Source organism: Magnetofaba australis IT-1, assembly GCF_002109495.1.
GTDB classification, from domain to species: Bacteria; Pseudomonadota; Magnetococcia; order Magnetococcales; family Magnetococcaceae; genus Magnetofaba; species Magnetofaba australis.
This window is the reverse complement of record NZ_LVJN01000019.1, coordinates 475386-493678: the sequence shown is the minus strand read 5'-3', so window position 1 is coordinate 493678 and position 18293 is coordinate 475386. Positions and strand designations below refer to the sequence as shown.

Annotated in this window: 13 protein-coding genes; all 13 read right to left on the bottom strand. The window is 63.5% G+C overall.

Annotated elements, in window-relative coordinates; all coding sequences use genetic code 11:
• Positions 1–49: 49 nt before the first annotated feature.
• The gene (locus MAIT1_RS11440; protein WP_085442578.1) at positions 50–229 is read right to left on the bottom strand and encodes a Trm112 family protein; all 180 of its coding nucleotides are present in this window, start codon (positions 227–229) and stop codon (positions 50–52) included.
• Positions 222–1049 carry a DNA repair protein RecO gene (recO, locus tag MAIT1_RS11435; protein ID WP_085442397.1) on the bottom strand — a complete coding sequence of 276 codons (828 nt, stop codon included), beginning with the start codon at positions 1047–1049 and terminating at the stop codon, positions 222–224. The genes MAIT1_RS11440 and recO overlap by 8 nt, the downstream gene beginning before the upstream one ends.
• Positions 1036–2004, bottom strand: coding sequence for a GTPase Era (gene era / locus MAIT1_RS11430; RefSeq protein ID WP_085442396.1), 969 nt, complete (start codon positions 2002–2004; stop codon positions 1036–1038). Before era ends, recO begins: the two co-directional genes overlap by 14 nt.
• Positions 1991–2758 (bottom strand): ribonuclease III, encoded by a 768-nt coding sequence (gene rnc, locus MAIT1_RS11425; protein ID WP_085442395.1) that lies wholly within the window; start codon positions 2756–2758, stop codon positions 1991–1993. The genes era and rnc overlap by 14 nt, the downstream gene beginning before the upstream one ends.
• Complete coding sequence (gene lepB / locus MAIT1_RS11420; RefSeq protein WP_085442394.1) at positions 2755–3690, bottom strand: signal peptidase I; 936 nt, start codon at positions 3688–3690, stop codon at positions 2755–2757. The genes rnc and lepB overlap by 4 nt, the downstream gene beginning before the upstream one ends.
• Position 3691: 1 nt before the next feature.
• Positions 3692–5488, bottom strand: coding sequence for a translation elongation factor 4 (gene lepA / locus MAIT1_RS11415; protein ID WP_085442393.1), 1797 nt, complete (start codon positions 5486–5488; stop codon positions 3692–3694).
• A 162-nt stretch (positions 5489–5650) separates the two neighbouring features.
• Positions 5651–6100, bottom strand: coding sequence for a flagellar assembly protein FliX (locus MAIT1_RS11410; RefSeq protein ID WP_085442392.1), 450 nt, complete (start codon positions 6098–6100; stop codon positions 5651–5653).
• A gap of 133 nt (positions 6101–6233) precedes the next feature.
• The gene (locus MAIT1_RS11405; RefSeq protein WP_085442391.1) at positions 6234–7772 is read right to left on the bottom strand and encodes a 2-isopropylmalate synthase; all 1539 of its coding nucleotides are present in this window, start codon (positions 7770–7772) and stop codon (positions 6234–6236) included.
• Positions 7773–7914: 142 nt separating this feature from the next.
• Positions 7915–9228 carry a DUF4910 domain-containing protein gene (locus MAIT1_RS11400; protein WP_085442390.1) on the bottom strand — a complete coding sequence of 438 codons (1314 nt, stop codon included), beginning with the start codon at positions 9226–9228 and terminating at the stop codon, positions 7915–7917.
• A 306-nt stretch (positions 9229–9534) separates the two neighbouring features.
• On the bottom strand, positions 9535–11817 hold the full coding sequence (gene malQ / locus MAIT1_RS11395; protein WP_085442389.1) for a 4-alpha-glucanotransferase: 2283 nt from the start codon (positions 11815–11817) through the stop codon (positions 9535–9537).
• A 30-nt stretch (positions 11818–11847) separates the two neighbouring features.
• Complete coding sequence (glgX, locus tag MAIT1_RS11390; protein WP_085442388.1) at positions 11848–13998, bottom strand: glycogen debranching protein GlgX; 2151 nt, start codon at positions 13996–13998, stop codon at positions 11848–11850.
• Between the two features lie 116 nt (positions 13999–14114).
• A complete protein-coding gene (locus MAIT1_RS11385; protein ID WP_085442387.1) occupies positions 14115–16601 on the bottom strand; it encodes a glycogen/starch/alpha-glucan phosphorylase in 2487 nt (828 codons plus the stop codon).
• A 132-nt stretch (positions 16602–16733) separates the two neighbouring features.
• Positions 16734–18173, bottom strand: coding sequence for a glycogen synthase GlgA (gene glgA / locus MAIT1_RS11380; protein WP_085442386.1), 1440 nt, complete (start codon positions 18171–18173; stop codon positions 16734–16736).
• Positions 18174–18293 lie beyond the last annotated feature (120 nt).

Genomic DNA, 18293 nt, shown 5'->3' with positions numbered 1-18293 from the left:
AACGCGCCGCGCAACCCGTCACCGACGGACGGATGGGCGGGGTCGACGTTCATGAGGTTGCGTTGTCCTCCAACGAGCGCGCCTCGTCGACGATCATCACCGGGATGTCGTCGCGAATGGGATAGGCCAACTGATCGACCCGGCAGATCAACTCTTGAGCATTTTTATCGTACTCCAGCGCCCCTTTGCAGTTGGGACACACCAGAATCGTCAACAGCTCTTTATCCACCATGTGAACTCTCCTCGTCCACCGGCCCCAACACAGCGCGCCCGTGCGCAGCCTGCGGAGCGGTGAGCAGATCGTGAAACAGGCCCCGCGCGCGGGTGGGCCGTCGCCCATGACGCTGCAGCAGCAGCGCGCCGACATCATAAAGATTTTGCGCCGCCAAGCCAATCCCCGACGGGGCTACGTCATCGCCCGCGTGCGCCTCGGGCGCCAGCGGCCAGGGCAGATTGCGCATCAACAACTGTGCGCCCGGATCCAGTTGCAACAGACGATCGGCATAGGGCGCGCCGCAACTCTGGCACACCGTCTGGTTGCGCTTGAGGGAGAAAAACGCCAGCGACGCCTCGGCCCCGCAGCCTACGCAGCGGTCGGCGCGCCAGCCGAACCCCAGCGCCCGCAACAGCCGCCCCTGCCAGATGGCCAGCACCGTCAGCGGATCGACGCCAGCGTCCAGCCGCGCCAGCGCCATATCCAGATCGTCAAACAGCCGCGGGTGCGGATCGCCCTCGCCCACCTGCCGCCACACCTGCTCCAGCATCACCTGGGCGGCGGCCCCGGCGCGGGCGTCGCGCCACAGCCGGTGCCGCGCCGCATCGATCTCCGCCTGTTGCAGGGTGGCCAGCGCCTCGGCCCGGCGCGCGCTCAAAAACACGGTAAGGCGATGATACCCCGCCAGCGCCCCGCGCGCCCCTTTCAAACGACCGCGCGCGCCGCGCGCCATGCACGCCTGCACCCCGCCATTACGGGTGAACAGCGTCAGTATCAGCGAGTTGTCGCGAAACGGAACCCGGCGCAGCACATAGGCGGCGTCACGACGCCGCATCGTCCGATCCGCCGCCCAGATCGCTCAGTTCATCGGGATAGCCCATCTCGCGCAGCAGGCGCGGATTGTCGAACCAATCCTTCTTCACCTTCACGAAGAGTTTGAGCATCACCTGACACCCCAGCAGCTTCTCCAGCTCAAAGCGGGCGGCGGTGCCGATCTTTTTGATCATGGCGCCGCCTGCGCCAATGATGATGCGCTTTTGCGTATCGCGGGCAGTGACAATGGCGGCGTGGAAGTGCAGCACACGGCCCTCCTCCTTGAACGACTCCACCTCCACCCCCACCGAATAGGGCAGCTCCTGCTTGAGGTGGGTGAAAAGCTTTTCACGCACGATCTCACCGGCGATGAAGCGCTCGGGCTGATCGGTGACCTGATCGTCGGGGAAGTATTGCGGCCCCTCGGGCATGGCGTCGGCCAGCAGATCCACCAGGCGGGTCACATTATCCCCCTCCAGGGCGGAGATGGGGGCGATCTCGGAAAAGGTCACGCCGCACTTGGAGGCGGCGTCAAGGATCGGCAGCAGCGCCGCCTTATCGGCCAGTAGGTCGGCCTTGTTCACCGCCAAATAGAGCGGCGCACCGCCCAGCGGGAGCTTCTGCAAAATTTCCACATCGCCCGGCGTGATCCCCTGCTGGGCGTCGACGAAATAGACCGCCGCATCCACCTCGCGGCACGCTTCGAAGGCGGCGCCCACCATGGCTTTATTCAAGCGGTTCTTGCCGGTTTTGTGAATCCCCGGGGTATCCAGGAACACCAACTGCGCGCCGGGGCGGTGCAGCACCCCCAGAATACGCGTGCGGGTGGTCTGCGGCTTGTGGCTGACGATGGCGATCTTCTGCCCCAGCACCCGGTTCAGGAAGGTGGATTTGCCCATATTGGGCCGTCCCAGGATGGCGACGAAACCGGAACGAAACGGCGCGTCGGACGCCCCGCCTGCATCATGCGTTGTCATCGCCGTCACCCTCTTGGTCAGTCGCGTTCAACTGTTCAAACACCTGCCGCGCAGCGGCCTGCTCGGCGGCGCGTTTGGAGCGTCCCAGCCCATACCCGGGTTGCGCCCCCGCCACATCACAGCGCAGCGAGAAGGTGCGCTCATGGTCCGGCCCGCTCACCGCTTCCACGCTGTATTGCGGCAGCGGCAGCCCCTGCCCCTGCAGACGCTCCTGCAACATCGACTTCCAGTCGCGGCCATGTTGCTCGGGGTCCACTCCATCCAAACGCGCGGCGAACAGCGCCAGCACCACCCGTTCGGCGGCGCCGAAGCCGCCATCCAGAAAGATGGCCCCGATCATCGCCTCCAAACCATTGCCGAGAATGGAGGATTTCTTGCGCCCGCCGGAGAGCGCCTCGCCGCGCCCCATGCGGATGAAGTCGCCCAGCCCCAACTCCTGCGCCATGCGCGATAAGGACTTGGTGTTGACCAGCGCCGCGCGCACCTGCGAGAGAGTCCCCTCGGGGGCGTCGGCAAAGCGGTCATAGAGGGCTTGGGAGATGATCAGACTCAGCACCGAATCGCCCAGAAACTCCAGGCGTTCGTTATGCGGGTTGGCCTCCGGCTCACTGCCCGGTTTGGGCTCCGGCGGCGGCCACGAACGGTGCGTCAGGGCCAATTTGAGCAGTTTGAGATCCCTGAAGGCGTACCCCAACCGCTCCTGAATGCGCCCCTCTTCAGGCAGGTGGCCATGGGCCGGTCGTTGTGCGGTCATTGGATGCTCGTGAACAGACGACCCCAGCGCACCGAATTCCACCAACTGATGGGGTTCCACCACGTGATGGGGTTGTCATTGCGCGACCAGAACAGCGCCACCGCGCGGCCCACCAAGCGATACTCCGGCACGAAGCCCCAGTAGCGGCTGTCGTTGCTATTGTCGCGATTATCGCCCATCACAAAGTATCTCCCCTCCGGCACCACAGTGCGCATGGGCATGCCGCCAAAGGTCATTTTATCCACCAGCAAGGTATGCGGCTTGCCGTCAATCACTTCACTGAACTGGGTGGTGTACTGACGAATACCGCTCTCGCCAAAGTACTCATAAGGCCCCAGCTCGGTGCGGGCGATATGCGTCCCATTCACATACAACTGTTTTTCCTGATAGACGATCTCGTCGCCAGGCAGACCAATGATGCGCTTGATGTAATCCTTGGTGGGATCATTGGGAAACTCAAACACCACCACATCGCCGCGGTGCGGGCCCGCCCCCATGAACACCCGCTTTTGGGTGTAGGGGATGCGATAGCCGTAGGAGAACTTGTTGACGAACAGATAGTCCCCCACCAACAGGGTGGGGATCATGGAGCCGGAGGGAATTTTAAACGGTTCAAAGGCAAAGGTGCGCGCAGTCAGCGCAATGCCCAATGCGATGACGATGGACTCGTAGTACTCCAGCGTCGTGCTGTTGCGAGAGAAGAAATCCTTGCCGCCCCAGACGATCACGCTGCCCAGCAGCACCAGGAAGACGCCCACCCCCGCGCCCACCTGAAACTCCTCCACACCGCCGCCGACATCTGGTCCAATGCTGATATAACTGCCGAGAATAAAGAGCCCCACCACCAACAGGAATCCGCCATGCAGCAGATGACGTCGGGATTTGGGGTTGACCTCCTGCACGGGGGGCTCGGCCGCCGTCGTCGAATCCATATCAATCCACCTTGAGCACCGCCAGGAACGCTTCCTGCGGAATCTCCACACGGCCGATCTGCTTCATACGCTTCTTACCGGCCTTCTGTTTTTCCAAGAGTTTGCGCTTACGGGTAATGTCGCCGCCGTAGCATTTTGCGGTGACGTTCTTGCGCAACGCCTTGACCGTCTCACGGGCGATGATCTTCGCCCCAATGGCCGCCTGCACCGCCACGTCGAACATCTGGCGATGGATGATCTCCTTCATCTTTTTGGCCAGCTCGCGACCGCGCATGTCGGCCTTGTCGGCGTGCACGATCACCGACAGCGCATCCACCGGGTCGCCATTGATGAGAATATCCAGCTTGACCAGCTTGCCCTCGCGGTAGTCCAGCATCTGGTAGTCCAGCGAGGCGTAGCCCTTGGTGGCGGACTTCAGACGGTCGAAGAAGTCCATCACCACTTCCGACAGCGGCATTTCGTACTGAATCATGACACGGGTATCGGAGATATAGTTCATATCCCGCTGAATGCCGCGTCGTTCGGTGCACAGGGTCATCACTGCGCCCATATACTCCGAGGGGGCCATGATGGAGGCGAGAATAAACGGCTCCAAAATCGCCTCGCGCTTGTTTTGCGCGGGCAGATCCGCCGGGCTGTGCACCTCCACCGAGGTTCCGTCGGTGAGCTCCACCTGATACACCACGGTGGGCGCGGTGGTGACCAGATCCAGGTCAAATTCGCGCTCCAGGCGCTCCTGGATGATCTCCATGTGCAGCATGCCGAGGAAGCCGCAGCGCACGCCAAAACCCAACGCCGGCGAGGTTTCGGTCTCATAGGAGATCGCCGCATCGTTGAGCGAGAGCTTCTCCAGCGCCTCTTTGAGATCTTCGTAGTCGGCGCTGTCCACCGGATAGAGCCCGGCGAACACCATGGGTTTGGCCTCTTCGAAGCCCGGCAGCGCTTCGGGGGCGGGATTGCGCGCATCGGTGATGGTGTCGCCCACACGGGCGTCCTTGACCACCTTGATGCCCGCCATCACGCAGCCCACATCACCGGCCTTGAGCGACGGCACCTTCTGCAGCACCGGCGTCAGATAGCCCACTGCATCCAGGGGGTAGTCCATGCCCACGCCCATAAAGCGGATTTTCGACCCCGCCTTGAGTTCGCCGTCATACACCCGCGCCAGACTCACCACCCCCAGGTAGTTGTCATACCAGGAGTCCACCACCAGCGCCTTGGGCGGGCCGTTGGGATCGCCCTTGGGCGGCGGCACGCGCTTGACCAGCGCCTCCAGAATGGCGTCGATGCCAAAGCCGGTCTTGGCCGAACACTCGATGGCGTCGGAGGCGTCCAGACCGATCACCTCCTCGATCTGCTGCTTGACCCGTTCGGGCTCGGCGGAGGGCAGGTCCACCTTATTCAGAACCGGGATGATCTCCAGATCATGCTCCAGCGCCAGATAGACGTTGGCCATGGTCTGCGCCTCCACTCCCTGGGCGGCGTCCACCACCAGCAGCGCGCCCTCGCAGGCGGCCAGGGAGCGCGACACCTCATAGGTGAAGTCCACATGGCCCGGGGTGTCGATGAGGTTGAGGATGTACTCCTCGCCATCTTTCGCCGTATAGCGCAGACGCGCCGACTGCGCCTTGATGGTGATGCCCCGTTCGCGCTCGATATCCATGCTATCGAGCACCTGCTCCTTCATTTCGCGGTCGGTCAGGGCGCCGGTCATCTGGATCAAACGGTCGGCAATGGTGCTCTTACCGTGGTCGATGTGCGCGATGATGGAGAAATTACGGATCTTTTCCAGGGACATATCGGGCGGCTTCGGAGGTGATCGACGACGGCGCGCCTGCGGCCTATCCGGGCGCGGCCTGTCGCGGGGCAATCAAACCCGGAACTATAGCGCAAAAGCAAAGCGCCGTCACGCCCCATCATGGGGCGGACGGCGCTTTGCCGCACTCTACAAGCCAGAAAATCAGTTGTAATCGCCGCGATCGCTCTTGGCCAGCTCCACGGCGGCCAGCACGGCGGTGCGATTGAGCAGGTCGCGCTCCTCGCCGACGCGCGGCGAATCCGACAGGGTGCGCAGTGCTTGATCGCGGGTTTCGATCAGACGCGCGCGGGCGCTGTCGCCGCCATCGCCGCGACCGCCCTCGGCCAACCCTTTCTCCAACCCCTCCAGGGAGTCCAGTAGGTCGTCGGCGTCGCGCAATTGGCGACGACGCTCCTGATCAGAGACCGCATCCACCTCGCCCACCGCTTCGGTGGCGTGGATGCGTTCAGCGGCGTCCACCGGGGGCAATCCGGCAACAGCGTCCAGGGTGCTGGCGAAATTTGCCCCGCCCGCAGCGCCGCTTTTTGCCCCGCGACCCACCTTGGGTTTGCTGTAAATTCCTGTATTCTTGTCGATCTTGCGGATGGTCATAACGGCCTCCGATGGTTTGCACGCTCTTCACCAAGGCGCTCGGGACGCCTTATTGTGCAAAACATGCAATATCCATGCTAACTCAATGCGCCGGTTACACCCTCGACGCCTTTTCCTTGACGGCCCAGCTTCCTTACACCCCGGCGCCGCTCTTCTCCTGGCGCGCGGCCATTTTATTCAGCGCCGTCACGAACGCCCGCGCCGAGGCCACGATCACATCATAGTCGCTGCCCTGCCCCTGCACCACCGCATCGCCGTTCTTCAAACGCACGGTCACCACCGCCTGGGCGTCGATGCCCTGAGTCACCGCCTGCACCTGATACAGCAGCACCGAGGCGTCGGCCACGCCGGGAATGATCGCCTTGAGCGCCTTGAACACCGACTCCACCGAGCCCTGGCCCCAGGCCGAGCCAGTCTCCATCACCCCGGCGTTCTTCACCTCCACCACCGCCACCGGCATGTCGCGGGTTCCGGTGGCCACGTGTAGACGCTCCAGCACATAGCGCTCCTGCTCAATGCGGCGCTCCTCGTCCACCAACACCGCCAGATCCTCATCCAGCACTTCGCCCTTCTTGTCGGCCAGCTCCTTGAAAGCCTGGAAGGCGTTCTGCAGCTGCTCGGCGTCCAGCTCATAACCGAGCTGCTGCAGGCGATCCTTGAAGGCGTGGCGACCGGAGTGCTTACCCAACACCATGCGGTTGGTGGAGAGTCCCACCGACTCGGGGGTCATGATCTCATAGGTAATGGCGTTCTTGAGCACGCCATCCTGGTGAATGCCCGACTCATGGGCGAACGCATTGGCGCCGACGATGGCCTTGTTGGGCTGCACCATAAACCCGGTGATCTGGCTCACCAGACGCGAGGCGCGGGTGATCTCGGTGGTCTCAATGCGGGTCTCATAGGGCATGATGTCCTGGCGCGTGCGCAGGGCCATCACCACCTCTTCCAACGAGGCGTTGCCGGCGCGCTCGCCCAAGCCGTTGATGGTGCACTCCACCTGGCGCGCGCCCCCCGCCACGGCGGCCAGGGAGTTGGCGGTGGCCAGCCCCAGGTCGTTGTGGCAGTGCACCGAGAACACCGCTTTGTCGGAGTTGGGCACGTTTTCGATCAACTGCGCCATGCGCGGCCCGAACTCGTGGGGCAGCGTGTAGCCCACGGTGTCAGGAATGTTAATGGTGGTGGCCCCGGCGGCGATCACCGCTTCGACGATGCGCGCCAGGAACTCCATCTCACTGCGCCCGGCGTCCTCGGCGGACCACTCCACATTGCTGGTGTAGCTTTTGGCGCGTTTGACCGCCGCCACCGCGGCTTCAATCACCTGATCGGGCTCCATCTTCAGCTTGTGGCGCATGTGGATGGGGCTGGTGGCGATGAAGGTGTGAATGCGCGGATCGGCGCCGCCCTTGAGGGCCTCCCAGGCGCGATCGATATCGGCGTCGCGGGCGCGGCACAGACCAGCCACCTGACACTCGCGAATGGTGTCGGCCACCGCCTTCACGCCAGCGAAGTCGCCCGGCGAGGCGATGGGGAAACCCGCTTCAATCACGTCCACCCGCAGTCGCTCCAGCTGCTGGGCGATGCGCAGCTTCTCCTCCTGATTCATGGAGGCGCCGGGGGACTGCTCCCCATCGCGCAGGGTGGTGTCGAAAATGATGACGCGATTGCTGGACATAACGCCTGAACTCCTGAAGATCACAAGACGAATCGACGGACTTTATTGATAGCCAATCAGTATGCGGGATCGCGCCCATGAAACCAAGGGGCGGCAAATTGCCCGTCCTACTGCGCTCAGAGCGCGCAACGGAGGGATTGGTTCACTCGCTGTGCGCGCAGGGAATCAGCAACTCCTGCTGCTTGAGCAGATCCACCACCGGCAGCAGCTCCAGCAGCGACATCCCCATGGCGTCGGCAGTGTCGATCAGATCGCGCGAGCCATCGCTCCAGGCCATCAAATCCTGCGCCTGCTTGCGCGCCGCAGCCACACCCACGCCGCCGCCCAGATTGAAATCCATGCCGCGTCGCGCCAAGTGCGGCTCGCCGACGATCCCAGCACACAGCGTCTCATTGCGCTCGATGGTCTCAATGGCGGCCTGATGCAGCTCCAGCGAGCGTTGCAGCCCGGCGGGGGTGGCGACGGTCAAATCGTCCAGCGAAGTGTGGTACTCGGGATAGTCGCCATAGCGGCTGCGCATGATGGAGACCATGGGCAGATCCGCCCCCGGACTACAGTATTGGCGCTCGTCGCTGCCGCGATCCTGATAGAAATCATACACCCGATGCTCTGGGGCCATATGGCGCAACACATGGCGCGCGGCGCGGTCGGTCAGGGTATTGCCCTGGCGCGACGGCATCAGCGAAACAGCGCGCTCATCGCCCACGCAGGTGAGATTGAAGGCGGCGATGGTGCGCCGTTTCATCTCCTCCAGATGCTGGCTCATATAGACGATGGGGCCGATGCTCTCCGGGGCCAATACCAGTCGATAGCTATAGCGGTTATCGCGCCCGGCCAGCCACTGCCCCAACGCCGTCAGCAGCGCCGGACCGGAGAGTTCGTTATTGGCCATTGAGGGGTGGCAAACATAGGAGCTGATGAAGATCTCCTGCTTGCTGCGACCGGGAATGCGCAGATCCGCATAGGTCAGATACCCCGGCGCCAGGGTGGCGTCGATCACCACCCGGTAGTTCTGCTCGGTGAGCGCCTGCCGCTGACGATGGCTCAGACAGAAGCCCCAGAAGCGGCGATAGTAGCTGGTCACATAGGGAATAGCGTCGAGCTGGTCCGGCAGGGAGAAGAGGTGCGATTGCAGCTCCTCCAGGCTCATCAGCCGGTCCACCGGCTCACTATAGCCCACCAGATGCAGCGTGTGCGCCTGAAAGTCCACCACCCGCTGACCCGCCCCGTTCTGAATGTAGGCGTCGCGGACGTTCCACTCGTCGGGGACCAACCAATCCAGAGCGCGGGTTCCGCTGGCGACTTCGTGCAGGGTCAGACCGGGCAGATGTTCGCCAATCACGCGTAGGGTCAGGCGCACGCCATCGCCGGTGAGGCTGCGATTAACGGGGAACAGGCGCGCCATCAGCGCATGCATGTCGGACCCGTTCACTACGGGCGGCGGCGGTGTGGTCATGGGATTTCCGGCTATATAGAGTGCGATTTTGGGAAGATGAAAGATATTGAGGGCTGCGCCCTCAAACTCCCCTAACATCAAAAGGCCACACCGTGGGCTCCGCCCACACCCGCTGGGGGCGCGGCCCCCAGGCCCCGCCGCCGACCAGTCGGCGGCCAATAGTCAGCGCAAGCCAGATCTACGTCACACAAACATTGGCCGTTTTGTGCAGTTTTGGTCTCGCATGGCAAGAGCAAACTGTCGGTCATAAAGGTGCGATTTTCCGTCTTTCCGGTTGCGCCTTCAAACAGATCGGCGCCCCTGTATTCAGCCTGGACGCGCAGCGCGCACCGGCTCCAGCCTGCCGCGCTTCTCCACCTCGGCGCACAGCGTCTCAACGGGCTGCGACAGACGCCGACGCCAGTTAGGATGCTGATCCACTGTGCCCGGCAGATTGGCGCACTCCAGCCGCTCCAACAGGTCTTCAAACTGCGCCAGAAACAGGCGCGAGGCGCTGCGCGACAACCACGCATGGGCCGCATCGATCAAGGCCACGTCATACACCGGGCTCTCCGGGTCAGCGCTGAGTTTGCCCAAGTCGAACCCAGAGTTGCGCAACGCATTGAGCAACTCGCCACGGAAGCGGATGCGCTCATTGCGCTCGGCCTGCTCCACGTCGGCGCTGGGGAACAGCGACAGCGTCTTGCGCCAGTAGAGATCGCGCCCGTTCCACCAGCCGCACAGGGTGGGCAGGTCGTGGGTGGTGGCGCACACCGCCGCCGAGGTGGGATAGGACTCCGGCGGCAACGGCTTGCCCTCGCCGGTCTGTGCGAACGGCAGCAACTCATAGGAGAGCACCCCCGCCTCAGCCAAGCGCTCGCGGAAGCCCGCAGGCACCGTGCCCAGCGCCTCGCCGATCACCAGACAGCCGTTGCGTTGACTCTCCAGCGCCACGATGGCCAGCAGATCCTCCTGCGGATAGGCCACATAGGCCCCCTCCACCGGCGACGCCCCTTCAGGCACCCAGTAGAGGCGGTTGAGCGCCATCACGTGGTCCAGACGCAAGGCCCCGGCAAAGCGCATGCTCGCCCGCAGCATCTCCACAAACGGCGCATAGCCCTGCGCCTTCATGCGCTCCGGATGCAGCGGCGGCAACCCCCACTCCTGACCGCGTGGATTGAAGGCGTCGGGCGGCGCGCCGATGCGCATGCCCGCCGCATGGCTCTCGGCCATGCGCCAGTGGTCGGCGCCGTCGGGATCCACCCCCAGCGCCACATCCACATAGAGCCCCACCGACAGCCCCGCCTCGCTGCTGACGACGCCGCAAGCGGCCATCTGCTCCTCGGCCAGCCAGAAACGGTAGAGGTGGAAGCCCACCCGCTCGGCATGCGCGGCGGCGAACTCCATGCACGCTTCGGTGCGGGGGTTGGCGTACTTTCCAGGCCACTGCGCCGGGTGCGGCCCCGCCTCCTTCTGTTGCGCGAAATGCTCGGAGAGCGCCTCGAACAGCGCCACGTCACGCAGCGGCTGGCCGCCCGCCTCCACAAAGTTGCGAAAGGCGACGCAACGCTCTGAAGCGGCGGGGACAGCGAAATTCAACGCCTCCGGGCAGCGCTGACGGAAGGCGGCGTAGAGCGGTTCGAACAGCGCCAGTTTCAACGCCATCACGCCGGGGTAATCCACCAGATCGCCCGTATTCAGAGCGTTTAATTGCGTTTGGATTTTGGGCTCGGCCAGCTTTTTTTGGAACGCGGCGTCATCGCTCTCCGGCGTGGCCAGCAGATCCACATAGAGCGGATTCAGGGCGATGCGGCTGGAGGGGGAATAGGGGCTGTGTCGCTCCGGGGTCTGGGTGAGCGGCGCATGCAGCGGGTTCAGGCCGATCACCGACGCGCCTTGGGCGGCGGCATCGCGGATCAAGCGCCCCAGCTCGCCGAAACCGCCGATGCCTTGCCCCTTCTCCGACCACAATCCATAGAGCTGAATGGCGTAGCCCCACCCCTTCCAGGCGGGGTTCTGCATCACCGGCGGCTGATAGCAGCGACGCGGGGCGATAATCAGCGCCATATCGATGCGCGAATCCGGCTGTGCGGCCTCCGCCGCCGCCCCCAGCGACAGGGTGAAACGGTGGTAGCCGCAGGGCAGATGGTCATGGTTCCAGAACAGGCGACGCTCCAACTGCTTGCCGCCCACTTCGATGGATTCGGCGCGGGGCAGATCGGAGAAGAGGAAACTGGCCCCCCGGGTGCGGCCATCCTCCAGGGTCAAACGCCAGTGAAACTGCGAATCCCCGCGCGCCGCATCCCACACGATGGGGATGTCGAACGGCACCTGATCCTCATAGCGCACCAGCACTGGCGGCATGCCGGGACGCCACGGGCGCCGCTGCAGCCGCTTGAGACTGGCGGCGGCGTCGCGCCGGGTGTCCGCTGGCAGGTCCAGCGCCGCCAGAATCGCCGTAAACGTGGCGCCGGGCGGATCCATCTGCGTGCCGTCGGCCAACCAGTAGCGCGTCTGCACCCCCGCCGCCTCCGCCAGCGCCATCAATTGCTCGCGTGAAGCCGCTTCCGTTTGCGCCGCACCCATCACCGCCCCGTTTCCGCCCTTCACGCGCTCTCTCCTGGTTAGAGCTTCGCCGCATCACCCTTTAACGGGGACCAACGGCTCCAAAATCAATACCGCCAACGTCCGCTCACGCACCACATACTCCCCCACCTCCACCGACGAACCACGCTTCCTGCGCTGCGGCTCGGCGGTGTTGATCAAGGTGCGCCACGCCTGCCCCGGCTCACAGGGCAGTTGAAAATTGATCGGTTCATCCTGGGCGTTGGCGATGACCAGAATGGCGTCATCGGGCTCAGGCTTGCCGTCGTCAGTCAAATCACGCCCGCCGGTTTCGCTGCACAGCAAAAACCCCAGAGATCGCCGCTCCGGATCCCGCCAATCGACGTCGGTGAGCTCCTTGCCTTCGCACTTGAGCCAGGCAATATCCTTGCCGTCGCCATCGGGGCGCGGCTCTCCGGTGAAAAAGCGCCGACGCCTAAAGCCCTTATGCGCCATACGCACGCGGATCACCCATTTGACGAAATCCCGCAGCGCCAAGCGCTCGTCATCCAGCTGATCCCAGTCGATCCAGTTGAGCTCATTATCCTGGCAGTAGGGGTTGTTGTTGCCCTGGCGGGTGCAGGCCAGCTCATCCCCCGCCAGCAGCATCGGCGTGCCCTGGGAGAGCAGCAGCGAGCCGATCAGATTGCGCATCTGCCGCCAACGCAGTTCGTTGATCTGGGCGTCGTCGGTCTCCCCCTCGACGCCGCAGTTCCAGCTCAGATTGTGATCGGAGCCGTCACGATTCTCTTCGCCATTGGCCAGATTGTGCTTGTGGTTGTAGCTGACCAGATCGCGCAGACTGAAACCGTCGTGGGCGGTGACGAAGTTGATGCTGGCCCAGGGGCGCCGCCCGTGATGGCCGAACAGATCGCTGGAGCCGGTCAAGCGGGTGGCGATCTCGCCCACGCCGCCGCCGTCGCCGCGCCAGAACCCGCGCAGACAGTTGCGATAACGATCGTTCCACTCGGCCCAGCCGCCGGGAAAGCCGCCCAACCGGTAGCCGCCCGGGCCGATATCCCACGGTTCGGATATCAGCTTAACGCCGCTCAGAAGAGGATCCTGTCGCACCGTTTCCAGGAACGGCGCATTCATATCCACCCCGCCGCCATCCACCCGCGCCAGCGAGGTGGCCAGGTCAAAACGGAAACCATCCACGCGCATCTGCCCCACCCAGTAGCGCAGGGAGTCCATCACCAGTTGCAACACGCCGGGGTTGCTGAGTTTGAGCGCATTGCCACAGCCGCTGAAGTTGTCGTAATAGCGGGGATTATCCGGCCGCAGATGGTAGTAGGAGGCGTTGTCGATGCCGCGATAGCAGAGTGTGGGGCCACGCTGGTTGCCCTCGGCGGTGTGGTTGTAGACCACATCCAGCACCACCTCCAATCCGGCGCGGTGCAGCGCCTGCACCATGGCGCGAAACTCATCGGGCTCGCCGGAGGCCAGATAGCGCGGCTCCGGGGTGAAGAAGTTGATGGGATTATAGCCCCAGTAGTTGGTCAAACCATTGGCGGCCAGATGCGGTTCGTCCAAAAAGGCGTGCATCGGCAGCAGTTCCAGGGTTGTCACCCCCAGATCGGTGAGATACTCCACCACCGGCTCCTGGTGCAGCCCCACGCAGTAGCCGCGCAGCGGTTCATCGATATCCACCCGGCGCTTGGTGAAACCACGCACATGCAGTTCATACAGAATGGTGTCGGTCCAGCGATGCTGTGGCGGACGGTCATCGCCCCATGGGAAGGCGTCGTGGGTCACCTGACTCTTGGGCACGAACGGGGCGCTGTCGCGGGTGTCGAACGACAGATCGCCCTCCTCCTCATTCTCCAACTGATAACCGAAGATCTCCGGGCGCCAGTGCAGCTCCCCGCGCAGCGCTTTGGCGTAGGGGTCCATCAACAGCTTGTGGTGGTTGAAGCGATGCCCTTGCTCGGGCGCATAGGGGCCGTAGACCCGATAGCCGTAGATCTGCCCCGGACGCACATCGGGCAGATAGCCGTGCCACACGCTGTGGGTATGCTCGCCCAATGTCAGACGATGGATCTCACGCGCGCCGCTCTCATCGAACAGGCACAACTCGACCTTCTCGGCATTCTCCGAATAGAGGGCGAAGTTGACCCCCTGGCCATCCCACGTCGCCCCCAAGGGCGATGGACGTCCCGGCCATAAACGCATGGCGCCGTGACTCATGCGCCGCTCCGTCGCAAAAGCATCAACGCCACGCCGAAACGCGACCAACGATCAATCAAAACAACAGGGTCCAACATTCAGATACTCACTCTCACTCGGCGCGCGTCTTACGCCGATCAGGCGCGGCGCTCGCGGAACAGCGGTTTGAGTCCCCAGATTTCGCGCGCATAGGTGTGCACCGTGCGGTCGATGGAGAAGCCGCCCACGCGGGCGACGTTGAACATCGCCCGCCGACTCCACTCCTCAGGCTGACGATAGAGCGCGTCCACCTCCTCCAGCGACTTCATGTAGGAGGAGAAGTCCGCCATCACCAGGTAGTGGTCGCCATGGGTCAGGGTGTTGACGATATCGCGGTAGCGGTCGTGATCGCCGCCGGTGAAGTAGCCGTTGCGCAACTGCTCCATCACATGGCCCAGCTCGGCGTTCTGGTTGATGTAGACGTTGGGGTCGTAACCCTTGGCGCGCAACGCCTCCACCTCCGGGGTCTCCAGACCAAACTTGAAGAAGTTCTCCGCCCCCACCGCTTCGCGGATCTCGATATTGGCGCCGTCGAGGGTGCCGATGGTGAGCGCGCCATTCAGGGCGAACTTCATATTGCCGGTGCCTGAAGCCTCGGTGCCCGCCGTAGAGATCTGTTCGGACAGATCGCTGCCGGGGAAGATGAAGCCCGCCTCGGAGACGTTGTAGTTGGGGATGAACGCCACCCGCATCAGATCGCGGGTCTGCGGGTCGGCGTTGATGGTTTTGGCCACGTCATTGATCAGACGAATGATCAGTTTGGCCATGTAGTAGCCCGGCGCGGCCTTGCCGGCGAAGATGCTCACGCGGGGGACCGGATTGACGGCGCGCCCCTCTTTGATGCGGTTGTAGTGGGCGATCACCGACAGCAGATTGAGCAGTTGCCGCTTGTATTCGTGGATGCGTTTGACCTGCACGTCAAACAGCGCGCTGGGATCCAGCGTCATATCCAGCAGCTCGCCGATGCGTTCGGCCAAGCGCGCTTTGTTGTCGCGCTTGACAGCGGCGAATTGGGCCATGAACTCGGCGTCGTCCACCGCCGACTCCAGCTCCTTGAGACGCTCCAGGTCGGTGGTCCAGCGCGGACCGATGCGACTGGTGATCAGCGACGCCAGCCCGGGGTTGGACTGCAGCAGCCAGCGGCGCTGGGTGACGCCGTTGGTGACGTTGACGAAGCGCTCCGGGTACATCTGATGGAACGGTTTGAACACCCCCGCCTTGAGTAGGTCCGAGTGCAGTTTGGCCACGCCGTTGACCCGGGTGCTGCCCACCACCGACAGCCAGCCCATGCGGATGCGCTGGGAGCCGTCGTCAATGAGCGACAGGCGGTTGAGCATGCCCTGATCGTCGGGGAAGTTGCTCATCACCGCTTTGAGGTGACGATGGTTGATTTTATAGATCAGGTCCAGATGGCGCGGCAGCACCCGCGAGAGCAGATCCACCGACCAGGTCTCCAGCGCCTCGGGCAGCAGGGTGTGGTTGGTGTAGGTGAAGGTCTGCGACGCCACCTCCCACGCCTCCTCCTTGCCCAGACGATACTCGTCGATGAGCAGACGCAGCAACTCGGGGATGGCCAGCGACGGGTGGGTGTCGTTGAGGTGGATCACCACCTTCTGCGGCAGATTGCGGATATCGCCGTTTTCGCTCAGATAGCGCGAGACGATATCCTGCACCGAGGCGGAGACGAAGAAGTACTCCTGCTTCAGACGCAGCTCCTGGCCGCGCTCATTGGCGTCGTTGGGGTAGAGCACCTTGGTAAGGTTTTCAGAGACGGTCTTGTCCTTGACCGCCGCCATGAAGTCGCCTTCGTTGAAGTAGTCCAGATTGAAGTCGGCCCCGGAGCGGGCGTTCCACAGGCGCAGATTGACCATGGCCGGGGTGCGGAAACCGGTCATGGGCATATCCGAACCCATGGCCACCAGATCGTCGGTCTCCACCCACATCACGGTTTCGTTGGCGGAGCCTTCGGCGTGTTTGATCAGGCGGCCATGAAAGCGGATGGGATAGTGGGCGTTGTGGCGCTCCAACTCCCACGGGTTGCCGAAACGCAGCCAGTTCTCCGGCTGCTCCACCTGCTGGCCATTCTCGATGCGCTGGTGAAACATGCCGAACTCATAGCGCAGGCAGTAGCCGTAACCGGGATAGCCGTGGGTGGCCAGGCCGTCGAGGATGCAGGCGGCCAGACGTCCCAGACCGCCGTTGCCCAGGGCGGCGTCGAACTCACAGTTGCGCACCGCCTCATAGCTGTGCCCCAGCTCCTCCAGACAGGCGCTGATGGGCTCGACCATATCCAACGCCAGCAGGTTGGCGGTGAGTTGGCGACCGATGAGGAACTCCATGGAGAGGTAGTAGGCGCGGCGCACCTGCTGACGACTCTGTTCGCGCTCGAGCTTGATGTACTGTTCGCTGAGCATCCCGCGCACCAGGAACGCCACCGCGTAATACCAGTCATTGGCGTCGGCGCCGTCCGGGTCCTCGCCCACGGCGTGGATCATGGTGTTGATCAGACGGCTCTTGAGGTTGGCCACCTCCCACGAACTGAGCCGTGAGGGAACCGTATCGCCGACACAGTGGATTCGACTCATTGCACTCTCCTGGACGCCGACGGGCTAATTTTTTTGGTTATTGTCATTGTGACGCCACGTGAGGGTAGCGACCCTATGCGACGACCGCGTGACAAAAAACATTGCCGCGCGCCCATAAGGGGTTGGGCGGCATTATGCACCCTGCAACAGACGGGCGTAAAGCGCCGCATACGCCGTGGCGGCGTTTTGCCAGCTCAGATCCAGCCCCATGGCGCGCCGTTGCGCCGCGCGCCACGCCTCCTGCTGGTCGTAATAGGCGTCCAACCCCCGGTGCAACGCGACTTTCAACCCCGGCATGCCGGGGGTGTCGAACAGAAAGCCAGTGGGCTCGGGAGCGGACCAGTCGACAATGGAGTCTGCCAGCCCGCCGGTGCGCCGCGCCACCGGCAGAGTTCCGTAGCGCATGGCGTACATCTGGGTCAGCCCGCAGGGTTCAAAGCGCGAGGGGATCAGCAGCATATCCACCCCCGCCTGAATGCGATGGGAGAGCGCGTTGTCATAGCCGATGTGCGCCGCCACCGCGCCGGGATGGGCTTCAGCCAGGCTGCGGTACGCGGTCTCCAGCTCCGCCTCGCCGGTTCCCAACACCACCAGTTGCGCCCCGCGCGCGATCAGCGCCGGAACCAACGGCGGCAGCATATCCAGCCCCTTCTGCTGCGCCAGACGGCTCACAACGCCCAGCAGCGGCGCAGCGGCGCGTTGATCCAGACCAAAGTGGGCTTGGATATCCGCCTTGCAGGCGGCCTTGCCCGCCAGATCCCCGGCGCTGAAGGGGGCGGCGATATGCGGGTCGGTTTGCGGATCCCACTGGGCCATATCGATGCCGTTGAGGATGCCGGTCAAGGCGTGACTACGAGCGGTAAGCAGCCCCTCCAGCCCATGGCCGAAGGCGGCGGTGCGGATCTCATCAGCGTAAGTGGGGCTCACGGTGGTGAGCGCATGGCTGTAGTAGAGCCCCCCCTTGAGGAAGGAGAGTTCGCCATGGAATTCCAACCCATGCACGCCAAACAGCGACGAGGGCAGATTCAACTTCTCCAGCCAGTCCGCTTCAAAGCACCCCTGGTATTGCAGATTGTGAATGGTGAATACGGTGGGAATATTCGGATTGCGCACGTTCAGATAGGGCGCGACCAACCCTGCCTGCCAATCGTGGGCGTGGACCACATCGGGCTTCCACCCCAGCATGCCGCCGCTCTCGGCCAGCATCGCCGCACACAGTGACAACGCTGCGAAGCGCAGAGCGTTATCCAGCCAGGCTTCCCCCTCGGCGTCCAGATAAGGCCCCCCCTCCCGATCGAACAGCGCCGGACAATCCACCAACCACAACGGAACACCCTGTTCACTCAGTTGGCCACGCAGCAATTGGACCGGCCCGCAACCGAGCAAATCCCCAAGTTCTATGGGGTTTCCATCAATTTTGACCTTCTCCAACACCCCCGAATAAGCGGGCGTCATCACCTGCGCGTCCAACCCGCTGGCGCGCTGCGCTTGCGGCAGCGCCGCGGCCACATCGCCCAATCCACCCGTCTGCGAAATGGGTCGCAGCTCCGAGGCCACATGTAGAATTTTCATGACAACGTTCCCATTGTGCGCATTTTCGGCTTAATATCACGACAGGTGTGATATAAGCGGGTCGGCAACGGCGCACAGAGCCCCCCCTTGTTTCGTCGTCCAGATCCGGCCCCGCCGATC

What these genes read in the sequence shown, in the direction of transcription:
- MAIT1_RS11410 (WP_085442392.1), bottom strand. Translation starts at nt 6,100, where the DNA reads ATGACCATCCGCAAGATCGACAAGAATACAGGAATTTACAGCAAACCC.
- lepA (WP_085442393.1), bottom strand. Translation starts at nt 5,488, where the DNA reads ATGTCCCTGGAAAAGATCCGTAATTTCTCCATCATCGCGCACATCGAC.
- era (WP_085442396.1), bottom strand. Translation starts at nt 2,004, where the DNA reads ATGACAACGCATGATGCAGGCGGGGCGTCCGACGCGCCGTTTCGTTCC.
- recO (WP_085442397.1), bottom strand. Translation starts at nt 1,049, where the DNA reads ATGCGGCGTCGTGACGCCGCCTATGTGCTGCGCCGGGTTCCGTTTCGC.
- lepB (WP_085442394.1), bottom strand. Translation starts at nt 3,690, where the DNA reads ATGGATTCGACGACGGCGGCCGAGCCCCCCGTGCAGGAGGTCAACCCC.
- glgA (WP_085442386.1), bottom strand. Translation starts at nt 18,173, where the DNA reads ATGAAAATTCTACATGTGGCCTCGGAGCTGCGACCCATTTCGCAGACG.
- glgX (WP_085442388.1), bottom strand. Translation starts at nt 13,998, where the DNA reads ATGAGTCACGGCGCCATGCGTTTATGGCCGGGACGTCCATCGCCCTTG.
- MAIT1_RS11400 (WP_085442390.1), bottom strand. Translation starts at nt 9,228, where the DNA reads ATGACCACACCGCCGCCGCCCGTAGTGAACGGGTCCGACATGCATGCG.
- rnc (WP_085442395.1), bottom strand. Translation starts at nt 2,758, where the DNA reads ATGACCGCACAACGACCGGCCCATGGCCACCTGCCTGAAGAGGGGCGC.
- MAIT1_RS11385 (WP_085442387.1), bottom strand. Translation starts at nt 16,601, where the DNA reads ATGAGTCGAATCCACTGTGTCGGCGATACGGTTCCCTCACGGCTCAGT.
- MAIT1_RS11405 (WP_085442391.1), bottom strand. Translation starts at nt 7,772, where the DNA reads ATGTCCAGCAATCGCGTCATCATTTTCGACACCACCCTGCGCGATGGG.